25 protein-coding genes are annotated in these 24,259 nt (G+C 37.3%); 11 read left to right on the forward strand and 14 right to left on the reverse strand.

Annotation, left to right across the window (positions count from 1 at the left end):
• Window positions 1-38: 38 nt before the first annotated feature.
• On the forward strand, window positions 39-599 hold the full coding sequence (locus G3I01_RS13750; RefSeq protein WP_219548782.1) for a hypothetical protein: 561 nt from the start codon (window positions 39-41) through the stop codon (window positions 597-599).
• A 160-nt stretch (window positions 600-759) separates the two neighbouring features.
• Here G3I01_RS13750 and cysM read toward each other — a convergent pair whose 3' ends face one another.
• The 7 genes from cysM to G3I01_RS13785 form a co-directional block, all read right to left on the reverse strand.
• On the reverse strand, window positions 760-1,647 hold the full coding sequence (gene cysM, locus G3I01_RS13755; protein WP_219548784.1) for a cysteine synthase CysM: 888 nt from the start codon (window positions 1,645-1,647) through the stop codon (window positions 760-762).
• Window positions 1,644-2,435 (reverse strand): serine O-acetyltransferase EpsC, encoded by a 792-nt coding sequence (gene epsC, locus G3I01_RS13760; RefSeq protein ID WP_219548785.1) that lies wholly within the window; start codon window positions 2,433-2,435, stop codon window positions 1,644-1,646. The genes cysM and epsC overlap by 4 nt, the downstream gene beginning before the upstream one ends.
• A 545-nt stretch (window positions 2,436-2,980) precedes the next feature.
• A complete protein-coding gene (locus G3I01_RS13765; RefSeq protein ID WP_219548786.1) occupies window positions 2,981-4,846 on the reverse strand; it encodes a T9SS type B sorting domain-containing protein in 1,866 nt (621 codons plus the stop codon).
• An 8-nt stretch (window positions 4,847-4,854) separates the two neighbouring features.
• Window positions 4,855-5,367 carry a DUF6155 family protein gene (locus G3I01_RS13770; protein WP_219548787.1) on the reverse strand — a complete coding sequence of 171 codons (513 nt, stop codon included), beginning with the start codon at window positions 5,365-5,367 and terminating at the stop codon, window positions 4,855-4,857.
• Window positions 5,368-7,611 (reverse strand): FUSC family membrane protein, encoded by a 2,244-nt coding sequence (locus G3I01_RS13775; RefSeq protein WP_257710616.1) that lies wholly within the window; start codon window positions 7,609-7,611, stop codon window positions 5,368-5,370.
• Window positions 7,612-7,808: 197 nt separating this feature from the next.
• A complete protein-coding gene (locus tag G3I01_RS13780; RefSeq protein WP_219548788.1) occupies window positions 7,809-8,558 on the reverse strand; it encodes an SDR family oxidoreductase in 750 nt (249 codons plus the stop codon).
• A gap of 179 nt (window positions 8,559-8,737) precedes the next feature.
• On the reverse strand, window positions 8,738-9,448 hold the full coding sequence (locus G3I01_RS13785) for an SDR family oxidoreductase (RefSeq protein WP_219548790.1): 711 nt from the start codon (window positions 9,446-9,448) through the stop codon (window positions 8,738-8,740).
• Between the two features lie 217 nt (window positions 9,449-9,665).
• On the opposite strand from G3I01_RS13785, the gene G3I01_RS13790 reads away from it, so the two are divergent.
• The 3 genes from G3I01_RS13790 to G3I01_RS13800 all read left to right on the forward strand — a co-directional run bounded on the left by G3I01_RS13790 (window position 9,666) and on the right by G3I01_RS13800 (window position 11,064).
• On the forward strand, window positions 9,666-10,067 hold the full coding sequence (locus G3I01_RS13790) for a hypothetical protein (protein ID WP_219548791.1): 402 nt from the start codon (window positions 9,666-9,668) through the stop codon (window positions 10,065-10,067).
• Between the two features lie 80 nt (window positions 10,068-10,147).
• Window positions 10,148-10,765: a short-chain dehydrogenase gene (locus G3I01_RS13795; RefSeq protein WP_219548792.1), complete on the forward strand. Its 618-nt coding sequence runs from the start codon at window positions 10,148-10,150 to the stop codon at window positions 10,763-10,765.
• Window positions 10,766-10,905: 140 nt separating this feature from the next.
• Window positions 10,906-11,064 (forward strand): YqaE/Pmp3 family membrane protein, encoded by a 159-nt coding sequence (locus G3I01_RS13800; protein WP_072552264.1) that lies wholly within the window; start codon window positions 10,906-10,908, stop codon window positions 11,062-11,064.
• Between the two features lie 74 nt (window positions 11,065-11,138).
• Here the strand turns inward: G3I01_RS13800 and galE are convergent, their stop codons facing one another.
• Window positions 11,139-12,185, reverse strand: coding sequence for a UDP-glucose 4-epimerase GalE (gene galE / locus G3I01_RS13805; RefSeq protein WP_219548793.1), 1,047 nt, complete (start codon window positions 12,183-12,185; stop codon window positions 11,139-11,141).
• 143 nt (window positions 12,186-12,328) lie between these two features.
• Here galE and G3I01_RS13810 point away from each other — a divergent pair, with 143 nt between their 5' ends.
• The 4 genes from G3I01_RS13810 to G3I01_RS13825 all read left to right on the forward strand — a co-directional run bounded on the left by G3I01_RS13810 (window position 12,329) and on the right by G3I01_RS13825 (window position 16,000).
• Window positions 12,329-12,613 (forward strand): DUF3817 domain-containing protein, encoded by a 285-nt coding sequence (locus G3I01_RS13810; protein ID WP_219548794.1) that lies wholly within the window; start codon window positions 12,329-12,331, stop codon window positions 12,611-12,613.
• Between the two features lie 9 nt (window positions 12,614-12,622).
• Window positions 12,623-13,897, forward strand: coding sequence for a mechanosensitive ion channel family protein (locus G3I01_RS13815; RefSeq protein WP_257710620.1), 1,275 nt, complete (start codon window positions 12,623-12,625; stop codon window positions 13,895-13,897).
• Between the two features lie 18 nt (window positions 13,898-13,915).
• Complete coding sequence (locus G3I01_RS13820; RefSeq protein ID WP_219548797.1) at window positions 13,916-15,019, forward strand: endonuclease/exonuclease/phosphatase family protein; 1,104 nt, start codon at window positions 13,916-13,918, stop codon at window positions 15,017-15,019.
• A 63-nt stretch (window positions 15,020-15,082) separates the two neighbouring features.
• Entirely contained in the window at window positions 15,083-16,000 is a 918-nt protein-coding gene (locus G3I01_RS13825) for a mechanosensitive ion channel family protein (protein WP_219548799.1), read from the forward strand.
• A 2-nt stretch (window positions 16,001-16,002) separates the two neighbouring features.
• Here the strand turns inward: G3I01_RS13825 and G3I01_RS13830 are convergent, their stop codons facing one another.
• The 3 genes from G3I01_RS13830 to G3I01_RS13840 all read right to left on the reverse strand — a co-directional run bounded on the left by G3I01_RS13830 (window position 16,003) and on the right by G3I01_RS13840 (window position 18,331).
• Window positions 16,003-16,389: a hotdog domain-containing protein gene (locus tag G3I01_RS13830; RefSeq protein WP_219548800.1), complete on the reverse strand. Its 387-nt coding sequence runs from the start codon at window positions 16,387-16,389 to the stop codon at window positions 16,003-16,005.
• Window positions 16,390-16,513: 124 nt separating this feature from the next.
• A complete protein-coding gene (locus tag G3I01_RS13835; RefSeq protein ID WP_219548802.1) occupies window positions 16,514-16,930 on the reverse strand; it encodes an NUDIX hydrolase in 417 nt (138 codons plus the stop codon).
• Window positions 16,931-16,978: 48 nt separating this feature from the next.
• Window positions 16,979-18,331, reverse strand: coding sequence for an NAD-dependent succinate-semialdehyde dehydrogenase (locus G3I01_RS13840; RefSeq protein WP_219548803.1), 1,353 nt, complete (start codon window positions 18,329-18,331; stop codon window positions 16,979-16,981).
• A 169-nt stretch (window positions 18,332-18,500) separates the two neighbouring features.
• On the opposite strand from G3I01_RS13840, the gene G3I01_RS13845 reads away from it, so the two are divergent.
• The gene (locus G3I01_RS13845; RefSeq protein WP_219548804.1) at window positions 18,501-18,908 is read left to right on the forward strand and encodes a glyoxalase; all 408 of its coding nucleotides are present in this window, start codon (window positions 18,501-18,503) and stop codon (window positions 18,906-18,908) included.
• Here the strand turns inward: G3I01_RS13845 and G3I01_RS13850 are convergent.
• Window positions 18,885-19,616, reverse strand: a complete 732-nt coding sequence (locus tag G3I01_RS13850) for a DUF3307 domain-containing protein (protein WP_219548805.1) — start codon at window positions 19,614-19,616, stop codon at window positions 18,885-18,887. The genes G3I01_RS13845 and G3I01_RS13850 overlap by 24 nt on opposite strands.
• On the reverse strand, window positions 19,606-20,277 hold the full coding sequence (locus G3I01_RS13855) for a SatD family protein (RefSeq protein WP_219548806.1): 672 nt from the start codon (window positions 20,275-20,277) through the stop codon (window positions 19,606-19,608). The genes G3I01_RS13850 and G3I01_RS13855 overlap by 11 nt, the downstream gene beginning before the upstream one ends.
• 183 nt (window positions 20,278-20,460) lie before the next feature.
• Here G3I01_RS13855 and G3I01_RS13860 point away from each other — a divergent pair, with 183 nt between their 5' ends.
• Window positions 20,461-20,913, forward strand: coding sequence for a transcription elongation factor (locus G3I01_RS13860; protein ID WP_219548808.1), 453 nt, complete (start codon window positions 20,461-20,463; stop codon window positions 20,911-20,913).
• Here the strand turns inward: G3I01_RS13860 and G3I01_RS13865 are convergent, their stop codons facing one another.
• Window positions 20,914-22,959, reverse strand: coding sequence for an HDIG domain-containing metalloprotein (locus G3I01_RS13865; RefSeq protein WP_219548809.1), 2,046 nt, complete (start codon window positions 22,957-22,959; stop codon window positions 20,914-20,916).
• Window positions 22,960-23,072: 113 nt separating this feature from the next.
• On the opposite strand from G3I01_RS13865, the gene G3I01_RS13870 reads away from it, so the two are divergent.
• Entirely contained in the window at window positions 23,073-24,254 is a 1,182-nt protein-coding gene (locus G3I01_RS13870) for an acetyl-CoA C-acyltransferase (protein ID WP_219548810.1), read from the forward strand.
• The last annotated feature ends 5 nt before the right edge of the window (window positions 24,255-24,259 follow it).

The raw sequence follows: 24,259 nt of genomic DNA on the forward strand, positions 1-24,259 counted from the left end.
TCTTAAACAGTTTATCAATCATTTTATTTCTTGAAATCATGAAAAAGATCATCACATTTATTTTAGTAGCAGGATGGGTTTTAAACTCCTATTCTCAGGAAGTTATCCAGTTAGAGGAAACAACTTTACATTATGAGCCAACCGGCCAAATCGTTTTTGAAGATTATGCTAATGGCATCGTTAAGGTAAAAGAAAATTACCAGAAACAATTCCAATCTAATGCCATCGCATTTATTAATGAGAATTTTGATCTTCTAAGATTTCGCGAAGAGTCTGGTAACAAAGATGGAGATATTTACATTACTGTAAAAAGCTCTAATGGGCAATTAAACGCCATGTACAATGACAAAAATGAGCTTGTAAAAACTTTTCAGAAATTTAAAAATGTACCATTACCTTTTGATGTTAGGAACCAGATATACACTAACTATTTAGGCTGGACTTTAACCGAAGACAAATACATAGCCTCTGGTCTAAAAGGAAACATAGATAATGAAAAGTATATCGTATACCTTGAAAAAGGCAACCAACGTGAAAAACTAAAAGTTATTCCTGCCCGTAGTTCTGTCACTGGTGTGGCATCTATTGAAAAATTTTAAATTGAAGTAAACTTTTGGAGGCTGTATGGATATTTAGCGCTGTCTAATCTCATAAGACAGAATGTTAAAATGTAATAGTAGTTAATAGTTAATAAATGGTTGATCTCTCAGATCACTAAAATCACACAGAGTTAACGCTAAAATTCAAACAGCCTCTTTTTTATTGCTCAAAAAGATCTGATGATAAGTACCGGTCACCTCTATCACAGACGATGCTTACCACAAGGCCATTATCTAATTCATTGCATAATCGAATTGCGGCACTGGCAGCTCCCCCACTACTCATACCGGCAAAAATTCCTTCTTCTTCAGCTAGTCTTCTGCTCATTTTGATTGCTTCCTCCTCACTAACCTCGAGCACCCTATCTACTTTTTCCGGATTAAAGATCTTTGGTAAATAGGCTTCCGGCCATTTCCTGATGCCAGGAATACGGGAATCATCGGTTGGTTGTACTCCTACGATCTGGATATCTTTATTCTGCTCTTTCAGGAATGTACTGGTTCCCATAATGGTCCCGGTGGTTCCCATAGAAGAAACAAAATGGGTCACTTTATGATCGGTATCTCTCCATATCTCTGGTCCAGTGGTTTTATAATGAGCTTTCCAGTTATCATCATTCCCGAATTGATTCAGCATAAAATAGTCGCCAGATTTCATCTTATCTTCAGCAAAATCCCTGGAACCTTCGATACCATCGTCAGCACTGGTCAATATTACTTTGGCTCCATAGGCTCTCATAGTTTGAACTCTTTCAATGGTTGAATTTTCTGGCATTACCAGTTCGATATCCAATCCAAAGATTCCAGCGATCATAGCAAGCGCAATTCCCGTATTTCCACTGGTAGCCTCAATAAGTTTTGTTTTCTTATCTATATCTCCCCTGTCAAGGGCACTTTTGATCATATTGTAAGCCGCCCTGTCTTTTACACTACCTCCGGGATTTTGTCCTTCGAGTTTAAAGTATAATTCTACTCCCGGTTTATTAAAGACGCGTTTTGCTTTTACCAGCGGTGTGGTTCCTACCAGGTCTAATATTGAATCATTCATTTATCTGCTGCGTTTTTTATACTTATTTGAGGCGTATGAGAAACCATGGAATTTTTTGGAACCGATTTAGTTAACCAAACGTTCCCGCCAATAACACTATTTTCTCCTATTACCGTCTCTCCCCCTAAAATAGTTGCATTTGCATAAATGGTAACATTGCTTTCTATCGTAGGGTGTCTTTTAATATTTCTTAAAGTCCTGTTCACCGTAAGGGCGCCTAGAGTTACACCCTGATATAACTTCACATTGTCCTTAATTACAGCGGTTTCTCCTATAACCACTCCGGTCGCATGATCTATAAAAAACGAATTTCCAATCTTCGCTCCGGGATTTATATCGGTACCGGTACTACTATGAGCACATTCGGTCATTAATCTGGGTACAAGCGGCAAACCGAATTTATACAGTTCATGGCTTAACCTGTAAGTTGCTATGGCATAAAATCCAGGATAAGACAAATAAACCTCCTCCACAGAATTGGCCGCAGGATCATTTCTCGCTATTGCCTGCGCATCAAGGTTAAGCTTTTCAAGTATACCGGGTAACATTTCAAGATAATCCTTCCAAATATCCTGACAGGGAGAGCCCGGCTCCCAGCAGACAAGTTTCGCCAGAACTTCAAAATCCATCCCCAATTCCATAAGATTGTCTTTTACCGGAGTTTGTTTATCGAAAAGAGTGTAAAAAAGTTTATGGGTAAAGGCTTCGGTTTTACTTTTAATACTCAAATTAAGATTCGGAAGATTTTTCTGTTCTTCAATTTGAGAAATTATTTTTTCCAATTCCATAGCATCAATTATTGACTTTCAAATTTACTCAATTAGAACGAACCCAAAAAGCCTATTATTCCAAAGCTTAAAAGGATTTAAAATGTAGATTGGTTTGACTTCAGAACTTATTCTTTTAAATATTCTTAAACAATTTTAGACAAAACTTAACGCTACATTTTCAGGCACTTCTGCTGAATCATCGTAATTAAAACCACTAACCAAAAAAATCATTTTTTTATGTCTAAGGAAGAATCCTCCGGATCTTTCGGATGGCCTTCAGTCTAGGCTCTCGCCGCCGGCGGAATGGTAGGTGGCGGAATTTACACAGCTTTGGGAGTAGTCATTTCAGCTGCAGGGCAATGGGCATGGCTAATGCCTTCGCTTATACTAATCAAGTTTTGAGCCAGTACGTGAGTAGTGGTAAAAAACCATAGAGGTTTACTGGGAAGGAGCACCTGAACCAATTATTCAAAAATCATATGAATTTAAACCTGAAAAATCTTATATCATCATCTTTTTGAATAAAGAGAATAAGCCGGCAATAGAGATCCTGGAAAACTGATTTATCTGATTAAGGAAAAATGAACGGTTTGATCTGGAAAGCCAGAAATTTTGATCAGGCACCAATAATCATCGGCTGGAAGATCTATACCATTAAATTTGCCGTTCCATTGAAAACCTGCTCCACTCCCTGCTTTCAGGATCTTACCATATCTATCGAAGATCAGGATCTCAGATTTACCAAAGAATTCAACTCCCTTTAATTCAAAGTTATCATTGTAACCATCCCCATTTGGGCTTATCATTTTAGGGACTACGATATGAGCAAAATCAAAGGTATCTATATTACAACTCGCCAAATCCCTTATATAGGCCGTATAAATACCTCCGGCAACAGAATTAAAAGTTTGAAAATCCTGGTAATTCACACCATCCAGGGAGTATTGAAATTCCCCTTCAGTGACAGGCGTTATTTTTACATTTTCTCCTTCAGAAATCACCTGTTCAATTTGGGCATCACTTACAGGAGTAACTGAAAATTCCTTCGTAGTTATACATCCTTCCGGGGTTATAACCTCTACAGAATATTGACCCGGGGAATTCACCTCGATGTAAGACGTATTCTCCCCGGTTGACCATGAGAATTCATATTCATTAAGCCCGGTATCCAAAATTAAATTAGATTCAGGACAGATTTCAAGATTTTCATTATCCAGATCGGGCACTGGATTCACCGTAAAGTTCACGGCAGTTCTTTCACTTGCTCCACATTCATAACCTTCTTTCCTGGCTTCGGCGTAAAAAATCCCCTGTTCCTCTGGAAAATATGATGGAGAATTTTCCGCAACCAGATTACCGTTGGCATCATACCAATCCACGCTTTCATCTTCTTCTACGGTGACGCTTATTGATGGAAACACGTCATTTTCGCAAACCTGAACATCACCATTACTTTGTGGAGCGTCAGGAGTAGAAATCACTTCTATAATAAATGCTTCCGAAGCTGAACTACAAACATTGTTATTCAAATTATTCTGATCTTCAGCTACTTTAACACGGAAATATCGAGTTTCTTCAATTAAGCTTGTTTTAAAACTAGCAGAAGTTGCTCCCGGAATATTTGTCCAATTATCTCCATCAAAGCTTTGTTGCCATTGAAAAAACGGATCTTCATATACAGAACCATCTGAATTAGCTTGTAGATCTGACTGGACCGGTGTTATTTGCTGGCAAATTGTAAGACTGTCTTCATTTTCTTCAGTAGTTATAGTGGTGAGATCGCCGCAAGACCTGAAAATTATATCATCTATCGCAAGATCATTCCCACACCCACCTTCACCATTATTGAACATCTTTAAAATGACCGATCCCTGGCCGGATTGAGATTTGAACGTCAGGGCAAACCGGTCCCACACAGGATTGGAGGTTGAATTGATCATGGGAGTATCTCCAGATTTGATAATGTAAGAATCGGTTTCATCCCAAATTTCAAAACGTACATTATTTGGAATACCTCCATTAGGGCAAATAGTGCTTGAACGATTATAAATATTCATCAGGAATGCGGAAAATTCGTAAGTAGTATTTTCACAAAGCCCTGAGATCTCTTTTCTATAGAACCTTCCTGGATTAAAATCGGCATTCACTATTAGAGCCCTACCTCCTGAAATGTTGGTATTTGGCAAATAGGAATGCCAGGAAGTGATATAATTTCCAATAGTACTGGAAATAGTATATTCCCCATCCTGCGGATCCTGCCGTACAAAATTATAATTGGTAATGCCCGGTGCTAGTGGATCGCCGGTACCTGAGCCTTGCCCAAAATCTTCATGAAATATTGGATCCCCCTTACTGCCACTGCAAAAGCCAAGCTGAGAATACCCGACAATTGAAGTAAAAAACATTAATAGGGATAATAGTATTTTCATGGTTTGTATTATAGAAACCGGTCTTTCAATTGTTCAAATTGATAGGAATTCACCCATTTCTGTCTTTCAGCCTCGTTTCCTATTTCATGAATCCTTTTCATGAATTCGCTGGAGATGCCTTTATCTATTACAAAATTCACCGCCTGGTCATAAGATTTCAGCATGCTTTTTTGAAAAGCTTCTGTAACGTTGTCTTTATCTCTGGAGTAGGTTTGAGCAACTTCGATATTATAGAACATTACATCTGCCAGGGCATGAGCCTCCATTTCCAGTTTCAAAAAGTGTTTAATTAGCTTATGTGCAACAGATCTTCGGGTTTTTGGTCTTCGGTTATTTGGCGGAAAATATTCCTTCGAGATCTTAAACTTAGCTTCCCTAACCAGCTTTTCTTCATTAGGATTGAAGACAAAATTGTAAAACACTTTTACATCCTCAAATCTGGTATACAGATCCATGATCTGTTCTTCAAGGTCTTCTTTATCCAGAGATTTTATATATTTCTTAAAAGCGCGTTTACTCATTTACTCCTTTTTTAGCTTTTCGATATTCACCTGCAGTTTTTCTGATATATCCAGCAACCATTCTAATTGGCCTGTCACCAAATGAGCTTCCTGTAATTTGAACCGCATTTTTTCATCGATCATTTCCTTTCCAGCCTCTATCTCCAGATCTCTTTGCTCTGCAAGTTTATCGAATTTTTGCTGAAGTGATTTACCAGCATTAGAGATTTCAAGTTCTTCCTTTTTTATCAATTCCTTATCCTCGAGAAAGTTCACGCAATTCTTAAGATTTACAGTGATCGCCCTGGTATAGGTTTCAAAATCTTCTGAAGCACTGGTAGTGGGATGCGTCCTGATGTAGGTCCCCATGGAAGCCACAGCGGATAAAAAGGTGTGGTTTAAACCAACGATCTCATAAATAAGTCCTACCTGTTTTTGTCTGGATTTAGGTTCCTGGGTCATACGTTGAAATGCACCACTAAGAGCTCCCATGTCCAGGAAAGCCTTTTTTCTGGATAATTTGTAGGAAATTGGTAGCGACTTCTTCTCATGATAATACTTATCTATTTCCTGTAGATATTCGAGATTAGCTTTAATAGAGGTAGCAATGACATTGTTTAAATTTTGTGACTCCCACTTTGGCCATAATAACAGGTTTCCAAAAGCTGCCAGCCCTGCCCCTATTAAAGTATCTACGATCCTAAATTGAATTACATTCAGCACTTCTGGTTGCAATAGAGCGTAGATAAAAATTATACTTAAGGTTATAAAGATCGCGGCGGTAGTATAATTTCTCTGGATCAGGGAAAAAGCAAGGGTTAGAGATAATATTCCCAGAATGGCATAAACTGTAGTATTCTGTGTAAGAAATACAATAGCAATTGCGATCGCGCCCCCAATTAAGGTTCCCATGATACGTTTCCTGGTTCGTTGTTTTGTGAGTCCGTAATTTGGACGCATGATCACTACAACCGTAAGAAGAATCCAATAAGAATTTTGCACCGAAAAATAGGTGCCTATTAAATAACCAGCCATTACCACTAGGGCAAGCCTAAGAGAATGTCTGAAGATCGCCGAATCAAAATTTAAATTGGTCGTTAAGGTTTTAAAACTGTATTCCTGTTGTGTTAGGAATTTTGAAAATTCCTTTTCTTTTACGAACAGTTTTCTTTTTCCTTCCAGGTTCCTTAGGATCCTGTCTATATTATTTATTTTTTGAGCTTGTTTAGACTGGTAATCAAAAAGATTACGCAACATGAGCATCTCTTCCCTGTTCTGACCAATGTCTATTTTTCTTCTGAAATTATTCAGAACATCTTCCACATTAGCCAATGCTTCAGGAATTTTATTCTTTGGCAGTTTGGAATTCTTAAGCATGGCAAGAGCAATAGCTTCTAACTGGGTAGCCATTTTTAAACTGAAATCAGCAAAAACTTTTAATTCCGGCGAATTCTTTTCAAAAGACTTTTGCATGTTCTTATAATCGATAGGATTAGCCATTGCCAATTCCAGCATATCCACCAGGTCTATAAAAATAAGTAGTCGCTTCCTGGCGTAACCTGAACTACCGGAAGATTGCCTGGAACTTATAAGTATTTCACGAAGACTTTCATGATGCTCATTCAATTCACTCTGACTCTGAAAAAGCTTTTTCTGTATCTCCTTTTCGTCGGAATCTGGTTTGAATAATTCTACTCTTAACCTTAGATAGTCTGCGGTCAATTCCATCGTTTCAGCGATCAACTGCTCGGTAGCTCTTTCCGGCTTTATCAAGTACCACGAGATACTTACCAAAAGATACCAGATTCCACCAGCACCAACAAGAAGTGATTTTTGCCAGATCTCTATTCCGGAGGAAATATTGGCGAAACTTAGAACCACGGCAAGTAAACCTGAAAATGTTACAAGCGATGCTCTAAATCCATAGACTGATAGGTATGAAATGGAAAACATCATTACCGCAAGCATGGGGATAATTGCCCATAGAAATTTAGCAGAATATCCTGCGATACAGAAGGAAAGAGCACCCAGCAATGCAGCTGCCAGTATCCCATATACCTTATGTTTAAAACTTCCCGGCACGTCACTGGGAGAAGACAATAAACACCCCATAGCCAGACTTACCCCAATTTCCAGGTTCCCAAGATTTGAAAATATTGCAATAGGAACAACAATAGCAATCGTGAGTACAATAGCTTTTGAAAAGTCGGTGCTTCTCAGGAACTTTATAAAATCATTCTGATATTTCTTAAATTTTCCGGTCACTAATAATTTGCTTTCAGGTTTTGAAAATAAAGCTTTAAGTGCAAATTAAGCTTGCTTTAGTTCGATTATCGGAATTTTAGTAAAGTTTATTCATTCAAAATTTATTTCTCAACTCTGATATAATGAAGTACCATTTGATCTAAAAAATAAAAAAGGCCCGGTAAACCGGACCTTTCAGAATTATAAGAAATTGATGCTTATTGTGCCTGTTCTGTTGGCATGATATAAACATCATTGATGTTTGCTCTTTTCGGCTGAGACAGTGAATAAAAAATTGCCTCTGCTATATCTTCAGATTCCAAAGGAGTCATTTCCTTGAAATTAGACAAAAGATCATCTTTAATTTCGTCATCGGTAATTGTTTCAGTAAGCGCTGTATCTACAAAACCGGGTTCTATAGAGGTTACATTAATGTTATAATTTGGCGCCAGTTCCTGTCTTAAGCCTTCAGAAAACATTCTTACTGCAGACTTGGTAGCACAGTAAACTGCTCCACCAGGATAGATCTTTCTCCCGGCGCTGGAAGAAATATTGATAATATTACCACTCTTTTGTTCAAGCATAGTTGGTAGGACTGCAGCCACACCGTTTAGAACACCTTTAATATTCACATCTACCATCTTATCCCATTCATCTGTATGTAAATTCTTAACATAGGACAAAGGCATAAGTCCCGCATTATTTATTAGTCCATCAATACTACCAAAAGCTTCTTTAGTCTTTTCAACCACCTTTTTCAGGTCATCTTTTTTGGTGACATCTGCAGGAACAACAATAGCTTTTCCAGATTTTTCTTCCTCGATCTTAGATTTAAGTTTATTGAGCTTATCCTCACTTCTGGCGGTAAGCACAACGTTCATTCCTTCTTTGGCGAGTTTTATCGCAGTTGCTTCACCAATCCCGCTGGAAGCTCCTGTAATTATTACTGTTTTTCCTTTGATACTCATAACAATTTTATTTTTGATTTAGCTCTAAAATACTCCAATTACCCCTAAAAAACTGAGCTATTACAGGCTTTGTAATGAATTTAACCCTTATCGGGAAGAGCTGTTAATTTTTTAATCTTTGATTAAAACAAAAAAGGCCAGATCTATAAAATCCAGCCTTTTCAGATTTAATGAAAAATTTACTTTTTAGGAGGTTTTGAAGGTCGAACTTCAATCTTACTTGGAAGCGTCCTGGGATTCATTTTTAAAAGGTCTCCAACCAATTCGCCAATATCTTCGATCTGAATTTTCCATGCATCTTCCTCAGAAGGTTCATGATCATTGAAATATGTTGCGACAGAACCAGGCATAATGGTACTTACTTTTACTCCTTTATCCCTTAGATCCAGCATTATCGCTTGCGTGAATCCAGTAACACCAAATTTACTCGCGTTATAAGCTGCACCACCTGCGAAGAAATTAGTTCCTGCAAGACTGGAAATAGTTATAATATAACCTTCAGATTTCTTAAGGGCATCAACACATGCTTTTACGCTATAGAAAACACCAGTAAGGTTCGTATCAATGGTATCTTTCCATTCATCTACGGTAAGGTCTTCTACAGAACCAAAATTACCAATCCCCGCGTTAGCTACCAGTACATCCAGTTGACCCCATTTGTCCAATAATTGCTGAACAGCCTTTTTCTGACTTTCAAAATCTCGAACGTCAGCTTCAAGGCCAATGATCTCTCCCTCAGCTGCTAATTTTTCGGCCGCCTTTTCAGCAGCAGATAGAGATCTGCTAGTAACAGCGACCTTATAACCCATTTGTAAAAGAGTTTTGGCTACGCCATATCCTATACCTTTACTTCCGCCGGTTACCAGCGCTGTTTTATTTTCTTTACTCATAATATTTTATTTTGCGATTTAAAGCTACTAAAGACGTGTATCTCTCTAAAATTTAAAGCTCTAAGATTGTGTTAATTTTAAAGGTTAAATACTTGATAAAACCTCTAAAAAGACTTTTATAGAAACGTAAAAAAACTAACTTTGTCATCGGAAAAATTCTACCGGTTTGGAATTGAATTTTCGCTAAGTCAATACTAACTTAATTTAAAGAGACACCTTGGAAAATATCAAAGCTCAGAAATTACTCAATAAAATTCAGCGCGATTTAATGCGTAATGGAATTATCACAAATACAATTGTTGAAGACCTTAAGGAATTAAGGAAATTTGTGGTTGAAGAGAATATTCCTTTGCTTGCCAAGGTTACCAGGTTAACTTACGAACATATTGGTGAACACGAAGATTTCTTAATTGCCATACCAGATGACGAACCTATAGAAGCAGGTGAAGATGTAGAAGAAGCTGAAGAGACCGAGATTGCAGAAAACGAGCCAATAACCGGTCAGGAAAGTTTAGAATATATGCTTTCTCTAATGGCAGAGCATGATAATAAGGTGAACGAACTGGAACTTCGCGAGTATGTAAATGCTTTAAAAGAGCACGCCGGGGAGGACTATTAATATCCATTATTTTATTTCTGCATATCCCACTACTTCAGTTGAAGAATTTCTAAAAATTGCTATAACTAGAAAGGAAATTAATGAAAGAAAAAGCGAAATCTAAGAAGAAGTCGCGGATACGTTTATTGCATCAATATTACAATTATACTGGTTTTTATTCCTTTGTTTGGAATAGTCTTAAAAAAGCAGTTTTACCAATTGTACTTTTTGTTGGTGCTTTATGGGCTATAGATCACTATCTACTGGATATTGAAGATATGCTTGTGACTATAACTGAGACTTATGCTCCTTTCGAAGTTCTGTCGATTTTCTTTTTATCTGAATCTCTTTTAGGTCTTGTACCCCCAGAACTTTTTATAGCTTGGGCCGGTAAGTCAGGTAGTCCTTTCTTATTCTTATCCCTGCTCGCCACGGCATCTTATTTAGGAGGGATCGTTTCTTACTTTATTGGAGTTGGGATCACAAAAATTCCAGCTGTGCATGAAGCTATGGAACTCAAAATGGCTAAACATATCAAGAACACACGTAAATGGGGAGGATTTTTAATTATAGTTGGTGCTCTGCTACCCATACCTTTTGCAATGACGAGTATCGCTGCCGGGATCATCAGATTTCCTTTTTCGAGTTATCTAATTTTTGGTCTACTAAGGTTCGCCAGATTCTACCTATACGCTCTGGTCATTTTTGAAATGGTTTAACGCTTTCCTTATAATTAATCTAAACTTTTCCTAACGCCTCAGGATATAACCTGACTTAATTTTACCTTGGTCGAAACACTGGTTAAGAGCTATTTATCGCTCATAGCAGTGATCTATTTAACCAATAAAAAAATCAGGATATGTCTTTATTAACGATCATTTTAAACATTTTACTACCACCATTAGCTGTATTTATGAAGCACGGTCTAGGGGTAACTTTTCTAATAAGTTTGCTTTTAACCGCTCTTGGATGGATACCGGGCGTTATTCACGCTTTTCTTGTAAATGGTACCAGGTAAAATTTTCATATTTAAAGAAAAAAGACCGGCAAATTGCCGGTCTTTTTTTATAGTAGATAGTTATCTTTAAATAACTAGTTTTCTTCTTTTTCTTCCCTTTCCTGAACAACTTTTTGCCATTTCCAGGCACTTTCCAGTGCATCGTCTAGAGACCTGTTCGCTTTCCAGCCCAGATCTTCATTGGCTTTAGTGGTATCTGCATAGGCAGCGATAACATCACCTTCCCTCCTACCAACTATTTTGTAAGGTAAATTTTCACGGGAGACCTTTTCAAAGGATTTTATAACCTCAAGGACCGAATTACCTTGGCCTGTCCCTAAATTAAATACCTCATAATTACTCTTTTCGTTATTTTCGATTAGCCTGTTCAAAGCCTTTACATGTGCTTCGGCAAGATCCATTACATGAATATAATCGCGAATCGCTGTACCATCTTCTGTAGGATAATCATCCCCAAAAACAGAAAGCTCCTCTCTTTTACCTATAGCCGTTTGGGTAATAAATGGAATTAAGTTCTGCGGAGTACCAATTGGTAATTCACCTATTTCAGCTGTAGGATGCGCTCCTATAGGATTAAAATACCTAAGCGCGATGGCTTTAAAATCTACATTTGTTTTACAGGTATCCTGAATGATCTCTTCGCCTATTTGCTTGGTATTCCCATAAGGAGATTCTGCCTTTTTAACCGGTGCATTCTCTGTAATGGGCAACTCATCTGCCTGCCCATAAACAGTGCATGAAGAACTAAAAATAAATCTGGAACTTGGCTTTTTATTCAGTTCCTGTAATAGGTAAACCAGCGTAGAGATGTTATTCTCATAATATAATAAAGGATTCATTACACTTTCTCCAACAGCCTTTGAAGCCGCAAAATGGATCACATCTTCAATATCATGATATTGCTCGAAAAAATCCTTAACCGCAGTTTTATCTCTTAGATCTATATTTTCAAATTCTGGCGTTTTTCCAGTGATCTGGGTTATTCCTCCAAGTACATCTATAGAAGAATTAGAAAGATTATCAATGATCACTACCTCATGTCCTTCCTTTTGAAGGGCAACTACCGTATGAGAGCCTATAAAACCAAGACCTCCGGTAACCAATACTCTTTTAGAACTCATAATTTAATTTTACGTTCGCAAATTAATAAAAATGAGCTCATGAGAATCGGGAATTATATTAAAAACCTCCTAAAGGTTGGTTTATCTTCCCAATGCCATGTCTAACTAATCATTTATCTTTGCCTAAGTTTTAAATATTTCTTATGTCACTGGAAAAACAAGTCAGGCTTTTTAAATGGATCAGTATTCTGGAAGGAATCTCATTTTTATTGCTATTATTTATTGCAATGCCTTTAAAATATATTTTTGAAATGCCCCAGATGGTACAGCAGGTAGGCATGGCGCATGGCATTCTTTTTATGGCCTATGTGCTTGGCGGTATTCTACTTATTAAACCAATGAACTGGAGCCTGACCCAAATAGGCATTATTCTGGGCTGTTCTGTTCTTCCTTTTGGTCCTTTTTATGTAGAAAAGAAATATCTTTAATTCATGAATATGGAAGAAGGACTTATAGACCTGATCTGTTTTTTTGAAGAGTTTTTTGTGAAGCACGGCATGAATGCCACCTTTGCTCAGTATTTAAATCTTTTGATCAACCTTATCATTTTAACCCTGATTATCCTGGGGATTAATTACCTGATCAAACACTTTATCATTGAAACCTTCAAACTTTTCACGAATAAGACCAAGACTACTTTTGATGATTTTCTTATTAAAAGTAATTTCCCAAGATATGTTGGGCGTTTTCTACCACTTTTCGTTATTTATGAGTTATTCCCCTTAATCTTTTCTGAATTTCCCGAAGTACTCAAGATCTTCTATTTTGGCTTTAAGATCTATGTTATTATTCTGGTTATCTGGATTTGCCGAAGTATACTTCGATCCACAAGAAATTACTTAAAAACAAGGCCGGAATTCAATGATAAGCCCCTTGAAAGTTTCAGTCAGATCATCATGATCTTCATCTGGATCATTGGCCTGATGTTCATTTTTTCTGAGATCACAGGGAAATCTGTAGTTGGATTTGCCATTTCTTTAGGTGCGGCTTCGGCCGTTATTTTATTGATCTTTAAAGATACTATTCTTGGTCTGGTGGCCTCTATTCAGGTGTCTGTAAATGATATTGTAAGGATCGGTGACTGGATAAGTTTTGAAAAATATGGAGCAGATGGTACGGTAACAGAGATCAACCTGGCCACCGTAAGAGTCCAGAACTGGGATAATACCTATACTACGATACCTACTTATAGCCTTATATCAGATTCTTTTCAGAACTGGAGAGGAATGCAGGAATCGCCGGGTAGGAGAATTAAGCGATCTGTCCTTATCAAACAAAATTCGGTTAAGTTCCTTAGTACCGAGGATATAGAAAAATTAAAAAGAATTAAATTAATTGCTCCTTATCTGGACAATCGCCAGGCTGAAATCGATAAGTATAATGAAAGCAATAATATCGATAAAAGCTTGCTCATAAACGGCAGAAATCAAACAAATCTAGGGGTTTTCAGGAAATATGCAGATTCTTATTTACGAGAACATTCTGCAATTCATAAAGAGATGTACCTTATTGTTCGTCACCGTGAACCAACGATGAACGGGATACCTTTAGAAATTCTTTGTTTTAGCAGGGACAAACGCTGGGAAAATTATGAGTATATTTCAGCCGATATTTTCGACCATCTCATTGCGGCTATTCCGTATTTTGATCTTAAAATCTTTGAAGCACCGTCTGGAGACGATATTCTTAGTTTTCTGGGAGAAAAGCATTAAGCTTAACCAATACTAATTATGAAATTAAAACCTTTCCTTCAGGGCTTCGGTATACTAGCCGTAATGATTACACTAATCCCGCTTATCGCCGCAGATTTCTGGTGGATAAGGATGTTTGATTATCCGCATATTCAGTTAACCCTTCTCACATTAACCGCTATTGCTGCGTATTTTTTCAGGTTTGAAATAAAATCATGGAGAGATTATACATTTATGGCGGTCCTTGTCACCTGTTTTATCTTCCAGTTTATGAAGATATACCCCTACACCCCATTTTCACCATTTGATGTTGGAGAACCTACAGAAGCGGTAAATAAGGAAACAGGCTTTATGCTTTTAACTTCGAACGTACTTCAAAAAAATAAAGAGACAGGCCTTCTTGTGGAGGAAATGAAAAAGCTCAATCCCGATGTTGCTATATTTACTGAAACAGATTCAAAATGGAACCAGGCAATAAAAGCAGGTTTGGGATCTGATTATCCTTATAAAGTTGAGGCACCGCTAGATAACACTTACGGTATGATCCTTTACTCTAAGCTGGAACTTATAGATCCAGAGATCAAATATATTGTTGACGATAGTATTCCATCTATACATACAGAAATTGTATTAAGGTCTGGAGACAAGATACAACTGCATGCTATTCACCCTACACCACCAATGCCACAGCATAATCCATCTTCGTCTGACAGGGATGCTGAAATGATGAAAATTGCACTGGAATCCCTGGATTCTAAAATCCCGGTAGTGGTGATTGGGGATTTCAACGATGTGGCTTGGTCAAATACCGTTAGTATGATGCAATCTGTTGGAGAATTACTGGATGTGAGAAAAGGACGCAGTTTTTATAACACTTTCGATGCGACGAGTTTCATCATGCGATGGTCTTTAGACCACATATTTGTTTCTGAAGAGTTCCGTGTAAAGAATATAAATACAGGCAGTGATATTAAATCTGACCACTTCCCGTTTTATGCCGAATTATTTCTGCAACCTGAACTTGCAGAGGAGCAGAAACCAACAAAAGCTACTGAAGAACAAATAAAGAAAGCAAGGGAACAAATTGCTGAAGAAGAGAAAGAAAATGCCGAAAAGGGACAGAATGGCTCTAGCAACCAGTAAAAACTAACATTTCCTTGTGACAATCTATGTTTCCTTATTTATAATTTTAGGGAAAACCATAGAATGCAGTATTCCATTCCCCTAGAAGCTGAAACCTTATCTGAGGCTTTTCAGAAATTCTATAGAAATTTCATTGAGCAATTACCTGGTATTGGGCTGGGGCTTCTAATTATAATACTGGGAGTTCTAATTGGTATCTGGTTAGGAAAATTCTTTACCCGAAGAATATCGGCAAGAACATCAGACCCTCTAATGAGCCGCTTCCTGGGTAAGGCAATTAGGTTTTTAACTATAATTACCGCAATAATGCTCGCCCTTAAGGCAGCTGGTCTTGGCGGTATAGCAACAGGAATACTAACTGCTGCCGGTGCAAGTGCTGTAGTTCTTGGATTTGCTTTTAAAGATATTGGTGAGAATTTCATTTCCGGTATCATCCTGGCATTCAACCGTCCTTTCGACGTGAATGATACAGTGGAGATAGGAGAAAATTTTGGAAAGGTTAAAGCCCTGGAATTTAGATACACTAAATTGAAAACCTTCGACGGGAAAGATGTTTATATCCCAAATAGTGATGTCTTAACCAAACCAGTTACGAATTATACTGAGGATGGTTTTTTTCGATGGAGTTTTAATGTTGGTATAGCTTACGAAGATGATATTGCCGGAGCCAAAGAAACCATTTCTGAGGCTCTAAAATCAGAACCTATGGTCATTGAAGATCAGGAGCATAGGAATTTTGTGGTTGAAGATGAGTTAGCGACCAGCACGATTATCCTGAAAGTCTATTTTTGGGTAGATACCAAGGATTTTAGAATGCAGGCAATGAAAACTAAAGGTAATGTGGTTAGAACTGTTAAAGAAGCTCTGATGAAAAATGGATATTACCTACCTGCAGATATTCAGGAGATCAAAATTTACGGTAAAGAGAAAGATTTCCCCGTTCGTTTAGATCAAAATCATGGCACTCGAGAAAAAGGCTGATCTTACTTCAGCCTGTCTTTTACATATTCAATTTCGGTCTTGCCATGCGCTTTAGGTTTTCCATGTTCGTCTAAAGCTACCATCACGATCTTATCTATAGAGATGATTGTCTCCCGGGTCATTTTATTACGCACCTCACATTTTAGCGTCAGTGAGGCAGTTCCAAACTTTTTAACTTCAATTCCAATTTCAACAATATCACCTTGATGAGCTGAACTTTTAAAGTCTATCTCACTCATATATTTAGTAACCGTTTTAGGATTTTCCAGTTGGACTATGCTATAAAGTGCGCACTCTTCATCTATCCATTCCAGTAATCTACCTCCAAATAAAGTTCCGTTTGGGTTTAGATCCTGTGGTTTAATCCATTTTCTTGTATGAAATCTCATTGTTTTTATTTCGAAATTAAACAGAAAAAGGCAGTAAATAAAAGAGGACTCATAGAATTATCAAATAATGAAAGAGACCTAAATAATTTTCAGATTCCAAAAATTTAAAAAGAAATAAATATGATTATAGAAATTGTTGAGCTACGTTAATGATCTCATCATGATCGAACGCCAGGTCCATATTGTGAAGTTTTTCAATCTCAAACCAACCTGCATCCTCAGCATCATCTGATGGACTAAGATCCTCTTCACAAAAGATACGGCTAAGAAAACCTATAGAAATTGTATGACCTCTTGGGTCTCTGCCCGGTTTACCAAAAGCCTGTACTTGCTGCATAGACTCCACCTTTACACCCGTTTCCTCTTTAAGTTCTCTTTTTGCAGCTGTTTCCAAATCCTCCCCTTCTTCTACAAAACCGCCTGGCAGGGCCCACTGACCTTTAAAAGGTTCTTTTTTTCGCTGAATTAATAAAACTTTGAATTGGTTATTTACTTTACAGAAAACAACGCTATCTACTGTAACTGATATTTTTTGTCCCATATTAAATTGTTTTAGGAAACCTTATTATTACTTGAACTCCCTGCAGGATCATTTAAAATAAACGGTTTTTTTATTTACAAATTCCTGTATACCATCTGCTGATAATTCTCTCCCGTACCCTGATATCTTGGTTCCACCAAAAGGTAACCTTGGATCACTTTTTACCAGCTCATTAACGAAGACAGCGCCATCTTCAAATTCCGGAACTATCTTCTCTGCAAAATCCATATCCTCGGTGAATATGGATACTCCTAACCCAAAATCGGAAAGATTGACCAGATCTATTGCTTCCTGGTCTTTTTTAAAGGTGGTGACACCAATTGCAGGTCCAAAAGTTTCTTCACGAAACATACTCATTTCTGGAGTAACATTGGTAAGTACAGTTGGTTCCAAATATGCTTTATCTCTTTTACCTCCCAGGATGATCTTCGCTCCTGCCTTTACCGAATCCTGAATTTGTTTCTCTAAGTCTTCAGCTAGATCTTCTCTTGCGAGAGTACCTATAAAAGTATTTTCATCTAATGGATCGCCGCTTTTCAATTCCCTTACCTGCCTAACGAATTCGTCTATAAATTCATCGGCAATACTTTCATGAAGAATAAGCCTTTTCCCGGCAATACAGCTTTGTCCCGTGTTCTGAAATCTTGCCTGTACACAAGTTTTAACGCTTTCCTTTAGATCTGCGTCCTTAAAAACCACGAGGGCATTACTGCCACCAAGTTCAAGGACAGATTTTTTGATCTCACTTCCTGCAGTTGAAGCCACGGCAGCTCCAGCTGGTTTACTACCGGTTAGGGTTACTGCTTTAACTCTCGGATCTTTGATTATCGCCTCAATTTTACTACTTCCAAGAACTAAATTTTGAAAACATGCATCTGGAAAGCCTGCTCGTTCAAAAACCTTCTGGATATTATTAGCAGAACGCATTACGTTGCTCGCATGTTTCAAAATACCAATATTACCGGCCATTAATGCTGGTGCTGCAAATCTGAATACCTGCCAGAAAGGATAATTCCACGGCATTACAGCCAGCACTACTCCTATCGGTTCGTATGAAACATAGCTTTTCGCAGCGTCTGTATGAATATTCTTTGAAGATAAATGTCTTTCGCCATTTTCTGCATAATATTCACATACCCATGTACACTTTTCTATTTCTGAAACAGCCTGTGAAATTGGTTTTCCCATTTCCAGACTAATATCCCTGGCATATTCTTCTTTGTTCTTTTTAAGTTCCTCAGCAGCTTTAAGCATAAGATCTGCGCGATCTTTAAAGCTTGTCTTACGCCATTTTTTAAATCTCTTGTCTGCTTTTTCAAGAGCTTCATCTATTTCCGGTTTTGTAAGTTCTTTGAACTTCTCTATCACTTCCCCGGTATATGGATTCTTAGATTCAATCATTCTTCAAATTTCTTTTGCTATTATTTTAAATATAACAAGATGGCTTTAAGATGAGAGACCGATTAAGACAGATTTAACTTGACAGTTGTTTATAACCGGTTTACAAGTCAAATTAAGGCATGGTAAATGAGACATTATATTTAATTATATTTAAGAAACAATACTTGCCATGACTCCGAGAGATATTAACCTATTGGAACTCAGACCCGAGATTCCTTCCGCAAGAATTACCGAAAACATGAGTGCAGACGAACGATTTCAGAATGAAACGCTTCGGCCTGTCGTTAAACTTCAGAACGATTTGCTTCTCGCTGCTTTTAGAAATTACATCAATAAGCACAAGAATAAGTTCTATGAGCTTAAACTTGAAAAAAGACTGGAGTATATCGAAAATACGATCCAAAGGGATATAAAGTTCAGAAACAGTTTAAAAGGTATGATCATTGGACAATTCACACTGGAAGAGTATGAAAGATATATTCAGAATTCTTCTGCTTTGAATAAAAGAATGATGAATATTGTTAGAGAAAGACTACAGAGCAATATCCAGCTGCTAGAACGCGATATGGCGTACTAGGAAACCAATTAGAATTGTGATCGTAAAGCTCATCAGGGTTCCTATGAGCACGTACTCGGTTTGCTTTCTCGCGCCGGTCTCAGATTTATCGCTAAAGCGTAAAATAGATTTTGCCGCGATCAAAAAGCCTATTGCTGAAAAATTTGCAGTTAGAATAAAAGTTAGGACAAGAATTCTTTCGAAGATCCCTATATATCTACCCGCAGCGTCCAGACTATTCTTTCTAAGGTCATCCTCAACTTCACTTTGCCATCTTTTGGTAGCTTTTCCAATTAAGAATCCGGCGGGAAAAATAATGAGCAGGTAACCGATTAGGGTAGCAAGTATAACCTCAGACTGAATTATATCTGATAAGTAAGAAAATATATTTGAAAAATTAGAAGTGATATATAACCAGGCAATCAGGATCGCAAAGAAATGTAGTAACTGGTCTGAAACGAACATTTTTAGATTATCCTTATCGAACTGCAACTTCCAGAGATCAACAAAAAAGTGAGTTACTCCAATAAAAATTGCAATATACCACCATTCTAAACGCATTAGAAAAACAAAAGTCAGGAAACCAGCAATGAAAGCATGCAGGTATAAGAATTTTGATTTTGATTTGTGATTACGTTTATGCCTAACCCATTTTGTTGGCTGGATCACAAAATCTGTAATGATATGCGCTAATAGTAATTGAAGAAAGATCAGTATGCTATTTTCCATTAGAGAAATGTTCAGAAATGACTTTTTGATAACGGGCTATTAAAACTTCAATTGCATCCCAACCGGCAGCTTTTTTTCGTTGGTTAACGGCAGACTGGCTAATACCAAGTTCATCTGCAATTTCAGTTTCCTTAAATCCTTTCAAAAGATAATAAATTACTTCCGCCGAAGCAGTACTCCATTTATCAGATAAGGTATCGAATAGGAAAAAAGAAGTGTTGAATTCTTCATTTAGATTATCATCTGAAGTCTTTAACTTCAATTTACGGTTCTCCTTTTTCATTTCGTCCAGGGTGCGTCCTGAAAATTGAAATGCTTCCCCATTTGATTCCAGAATGGATTCCCTTTTAAAATCATAGGTTCCAATCCCAATAGCCATTCTCAGATCTGCTTCACGCTTAAAAGCTTTATTACCATTAATACCCTTTAGATGCAACCTGTTAATAGCCGTTTTAAAAAGTAAAGCTAATGTAAGAGCTTCAGAAGGTTCATGAACTACACCCTGGAAACTATCGCCACGAAATATTCGAAAACCCGAGTCTTCTTTCGAAGTTTTCTCAATGGATTCAAATTCCTTGTTTAAGGTAATGATAACCTTTTCCAGCAAGTCCTTTGGATAGCTGGATGAGGATAATAGATCTGCTGAGATTACTGCAATCATATTCAAATATAATAAAAATAAGCTTAAAAGCTTATAAAATATATTTATAAGTCTAAAAGCTTATTTTAATGTAATATAAGGCTATACCCTAAAGTGATTTTTTGATATTAAATATTTCCTAAATCTTCGATAAGCAATAATAGCTTAACTAATTTTAAATTTCAATTTGAAAATAGAAATATCATGGTAGCTAATAAAGAGGAGTTATATTACAAATGCCTGGATACTGTAAACAGGCAAATAGAGAAATATCAGAAGGAGATGGACCAGATAAGGGAATCCATGGAGAATAATGATGCCCATACAGATTATGACGAAGACGACAGTAAAGGGCAACTACTTGGAGACTTTGAAAAATATGCTGAATATCTGGACAATTCTACCAAAATGAAGGAGAAATTAAGCCGTATAGATAAAAAACATTACACCGAGCAAATTGATTTTGGAAGTGTGGTGGAAACTTCAGAGAACTATTATTTTATTTCGGCAGCATTAGGAAAAATAGTACTGGACGAAGGAAGCACGGTTTATGCAATTTCCACCGACGCGCCAATTTACCAGGAAATGAAAGGTAAAAAAGCAGGTGAAAGCTTTACGTTCAACGATAAGGAACATAAGATCCTGAACGTGCATTAATTACTCGGGATATTCAATACGCAGATGGTAAATGTTCTTCAGTTTTCTCTTAAGGATCTTTTTTACCATCTGTATTTCTTTAAAGGTAATATTTGAATTTAGGAACTGACCCTCTTCCATTTGTTTGTTTATGATTTTTTCTACGAAATTATCAATTAACACCGAAGTTGGTTCCTTAAGACTTTTACTAGCAGCCTCCACACTATCACACATCATTAAAATCGCGGTTTCCTTGCTAAAAGGAATAGGTCCTGGATACCTGAAATCTTCGGGAGAAGTATTTTCATTAACTTCTTTTTCCTTTTTAAAGAAGTAATAAACTGTACTGGTTCCATGATGAGTCCTTATAAAATCGATAACCCTGTCTGGCAGGTTATTCTTTTTGGCAATTTCAATACCTTTTATCACATGTTCAATGATGATCTGGGCACTTTCCCTGGGTGCTAATTCATCATGAGAATTCACCGAGGTAGTTTGGTTCTCGGTAAAGTAAGTTGAATTATGCATTTTCCCAATATCGTGATACAAGGCTCCTACCCTGGCCAGCATTGCATTAGCATTGATCTCATTAGCCGCAGCTTCAGCCAAATTCGCCACATTAAGGCTATGGTGAAAAGTTCCCGGAGCTTTTTCTGCAAGCTCCTTCAGCAATTTTGAATTAGTATCAGAAAGTTCCAGCAAAGACATATCGCTAACCATTCCAAAGATCTTTTCATATACATATATCAACGGCTGAACAAATAGCGTGGCCAAACCTCCTAATAAAAAGGTAAGGAAGACTTCGGGTTTCATATCATCAATATTCCCTTCCTGTATAACCGTAAAAGCAAAATATGCAATAATATATACCAGAGTAATCTGACCTACAGATATAAATAAATTCGCTCTTTTATAAAGCTCGCTAACTGTAAGAATGGTTACGATTCCAGCAATGATCTGCAGGAACATGTATTCGTAACTATTAGGAACTATAAATCCCAGAAGTAACACCGTGATCACGTGAGTGAATAAACCTAACCTGGCATCAAAAAACGCCTTTAAAGTAAGTGGCAGTATACATAATGGTACCACATACACATAGTCTATATTGAAATTCACTACCAGCGTGGTAAGCATTACCATAAAAATGATATTGAAGAATATGAAGGTAACCTTCACATTATTCTCAAAAATAGTAATGCGATATTTCCGCATAAAAAGCAATAACATCAATAATGCTAAAGCAACAAGGCCACTGTAACCAACGATGATCCAGTTATAATTGGATTTACTCCAAACTTGGGATTCATATTCAGCTTTAAGAGACCTTAGAATATTATATTTATTCCCTTCTACGACTTCACCTTTGGCAATGATCCTGCTCCCCTGCTCGATAATACCTCGGGTATAGGAAATATTACTCAGCTTACTTTGAAGTTCATTCTGAGTAAGTTCATTGTTGAAAGTAACATTAGGTTCGACCGAATTAAAGAAAACTTCCAGTAATTCAGTTTTAAACGAAGAGAAACCTGCGTCGGTTATTTCATCGCTAAGGAAACTACGAATTTCACCCTGCTTCAGGATACGCCTGTAAGCAACTTCGGAAGCTTCATTTCCTTTTAACAGATAGACCAGCTGATCTGGCCCCAATCTTTCACTTTCCTGAAGCAGCCCAAATTCATAAATTCTGTTTACTGTTTCAGATATAAAATCGTCTATGATAGTTTCATAGACATTAAGCGTTGTATCCTGAAAAACATTTTGAACTTCCTGAAGAGCATCTTTTTCTACCCGCTCAGGTATTTCTGTATTAAAATTATAATATGGAATATGGGATCTCGTTATATCCTGACGCTCGGCGGCAATTTCCTCATCTGTTTTGAGGATGGCAAAATCAAAAGGAGCGTATAAATTCTCATATTGCCACGGTTTCCCCTTAGGTATATCGTATTTAAATTTACCGCCTTTGGGAAGCAGGTAAACGATTAATACAGAGGTAAGCACAAACAGGAAAACTTTATAAAAAAGCGCCTGATTTTTGTATAGCTTATTAATGAAATCGCTCATAAATATTCAGGTAATGCTCAAATGTAGTAAAAATAGGGCTCATAGCGCTTAGGTTATTTAATTCCTTATAAAATCACTAACTTCGCAACACTTGAATTAATTAAACTTAAAACATGAATAAAGAAGTAGTAATAGTAAGCGCCGCGAGAACTCCAATAGGGAGTTTCCTTGGTAGCTTATCCAGCATTCCCGCAACAAAACTTGGTTCCATCGCTATAAAAGGAGCCCTTGAAAAGATCAATCTTAAACCAGAAATGGTCGAGGAAGTTTTAATGGGAAATGTGGTACAGGCTGGTGTAGGACAAGCTCCTGCCAGGCAGGCTTCTCTTGGTGCCGGAATTCCAGATAGCGTTCCATGTACAACCGTTAATAAAGTTTGTGCCAGCGGTATGAAAGCTGTAATGCAAGGTGCACAATCTATTATGCTTGGATACAACTCTATTGTGGTTGCTGGAGGAATGGAAAACATGAGTCTTATTCCTCATTACGTTCATATGAGAAATGGTAAGAAATTTGGCCCTGCTACCCTTGAAGATGGAATGCAGAAGGACGGATTAGTAGATGCCTATGATCACAATGCCATGGGTGTATGTGCAGATCTTTGTGCTTCAGAACACGGTTTCTCGAGAGAGGATCAGGATAAATTTGCAGTTCAATCTTACGAAAGATCTGCAAAAGCATGGAAAGAAGGAAAGTTTGACAATGAAGTAGTTCCTGTAGAAGTTCCTCAGAGAAAAGGCGATCCTTTAGTAGTAAAAGAAGATGAAGAATTCAAGAATGTTCGTATGGACAAGATATCTTCTCTTAGACCGGCCTTCTCTAAAGAAGGAACGGTAACTGCTGCCAATGCCTCAACCATTAATGATGGTGCAGGAGCAGTAGTTCTTATGAGCAGAGAGAAAGCTGATGAACTTGGATTGAAACCTTTGGCAACTATAAAAAGCTTTGCTGATGCTGCAACGGAGCCAAAATGGTTCACCACTGCTCCATCAAAGGCTTTACCGAAAGCAATAGACAAGGCAGGTATAAAAATGGATGAAGTTGATTTCTTCGAATTCAATGAAGCATTTTCTGTAGTTGGTTTAGCCAATATGAAAATTTTAGGATTAAACGATAAGAACACCAATGTAAACGGTGGAGCCGTTTCTTTAGGTCATCCACTAGGATGTAGCGGGGTTCGAATTTTAATTACCTTACTTAGCGTATTAGAGCAAAACAACGCGAAAATTGGAGCTGCCGCAATTTGTAATGGTGGCGGAGGAGCTTCAGCAATGGTCATTGAACGTAATTCCTAAAATTG

The sequence above is a fragment of the Gramella sp. MT6 genome, assembly GCF_019357415.1.
Taxonomy (GTDB): domain Bacteria; phylum Bacteroidota; class Bacteroidia; order Flavobacteriales; family Flavobacteriaceae; genus Christiangramia.

Excerpts from the sequence above, each read along its gene's own strand:
- G3I01_RS13750 (WP_219548782.1), top strand. The coding sequence starts at position 39 with ATGAAAAAGATCATCACATTTATTTTAGTAGCAGGATGGGTTTTAAAC.
- cysM (WP_219548784.1), bottom strand. The coding sequence starts at position 1,647 with ATGAATGATTCAATATTAGACCTGGTAGGAACCACACCGCTGGTAAAA.
- epsC (WP_219548785.1), bottom strand. The coding sequence starts at position 2,435 with ATGGAATTGGAAAAAATAATTTCTCAAATTGAAGAACAGAAAAATCTT.
- G3I01_RS13765 (WP_219548786.1), bottom strand. The coding sequence starts at position 4,846 with ATGAAAATACTATTATCCCTATTAATGTTTTTTACTTCAATTGTCGGG.
- G3I01_RS13770 (WP_219548787.1), bottom strand. The coding sequence starts at position 5,367 with ATGAGTAAACGCGCTTTTAAGAAATATATAAAATCTCTGGATAAAGAA.
- G3I01_RS13780 (WP_219548788.1), bottom strand. The coding sequence starts at position 8,558 with ATGAGTATCAAAGGAAAAACAGTAATAATTACAGGAGCTTCCAGCGGG.
- G3I01_RS13785 (WP_219548790.1), bottom strand. The coding sequence starts at position 9,448 with ATGAGTAAAGAAAATAAAACAGCGCTGGTAACCGGCGGAAGTAAAGGT.
- G3I01_RS13795 (WP_219548792.1), top strand. The coding sequence starts at position 10,148 with ATGAAAGAAAAAGCGAAATCTAAGAAGAAGTCGCGGATACGTTTATTG.
- G3I01_RS13800 (WP_072552264.1), top strand. The coding sequence starts at position 10,906 with ATGTCTTTATTAACGATCATTTTAAACATTTTACTACCACCATTAGCT.
- galE (WP_219548793.1), bottom strand. The coding sequence starts at position 12,185 with ATGAGTTCTAAAAGAGTATTGGTTACCGGAGGTCTTGGTTTTATAGGC.
- G3I01_RS13810 (WP_219548794.1), top strand. The coding sequence starts at position 12,329 with ATGTCACTGGAAAAACAAGTCAGGCTTTTTAAATGGATCAGTATTCTG.
- G3I01_RS13815 (WP_257710620.1), top strand. The coding sequence starts at position 12,623 with ATGGAAGAAGGACTTATAGACCTGATCTGTTTTTTTGAAGAGTTTTTT.
- G3I01_RS13820 (WP_219548797.1), top strand. The coding sequence starts at position 13,916 with ATGAAATTAAAACCTTTCCTTCAGGGCTTCGGTATACTAGCCGTAATG.
- G3I01_RS13825 (WP_219548799.1), top strand. The coding sequence starts at position 15,083 with ATGCAGTATTCCATTCCCCTAGAAGCTGAAACCTTATCTGAGGCTTTT.
- G3I01_RS13830 (WP_219548800.1), bottom strand. The coding sequence starts at position 16,389 with ATGAGATTTCATACAAGAAAATGGATTAAACCACAGGATCTAAACCCA.
- G3I01_RS13835 (WP_219548802.1), bottom strand. The coding sequence starts at position 16,930 with ATGGGACAAAAAATATCAGTTACAGTAGATAGCGTTGTTTTCTGTAAA.
- G3I01_RS13840 (WP_219548803.1), bottom strand. The coding sequence starts at position 18,331 with ATGATTGAATCTAAGAATCCATATACCGGGGAAGTGATAGAGAAGTTC.
- G3I01_RS13845 (WP_219548804.1), top strand. The coding sequence starts at position 18,501 with ATGACTCCGAGAGATATTAACCTATTGGAACTCAGACCCGAGATTCCT.
- G3I01_RS13850 (WP_219548805.1), bottom strand. The coding sequence starts at position 19,616 with ATGGAAAATAGCATACTGATCTTTCTTCAATTACTATTAGCGCATATC.
- G3I01_RS13855 (WP_219548806.1), bottom strand. The coding sequence starts at position 20,277 with ATGATTGCAGTAATCTCAGCAGATCTATTATCCTCATCCAGCTATCCA.
- G3I01_RS13860 (WP_219548808.1), top strand. The coding sequence starts at position 20,461 with ATGGTAGCTAATAAAGAGGAGTTATATTACAAATGCCTGGATACTGTA.
- G3I01_RS13865 (WP_219548809.1), bottom strand. The coding sequence starts at position 22,959 with ATGAGCGATTTCATTAATAAGCTATACAAAAATCAGGCGCTTTTTTAT.
- G3I01_RS13870 (WP_219548810.1), top strand. The coding sequence starts at position 23,073 with ATGAATAAAGAAGTAGTAATAGTAAGCGCCGCGAGAACTCCAATAGGG.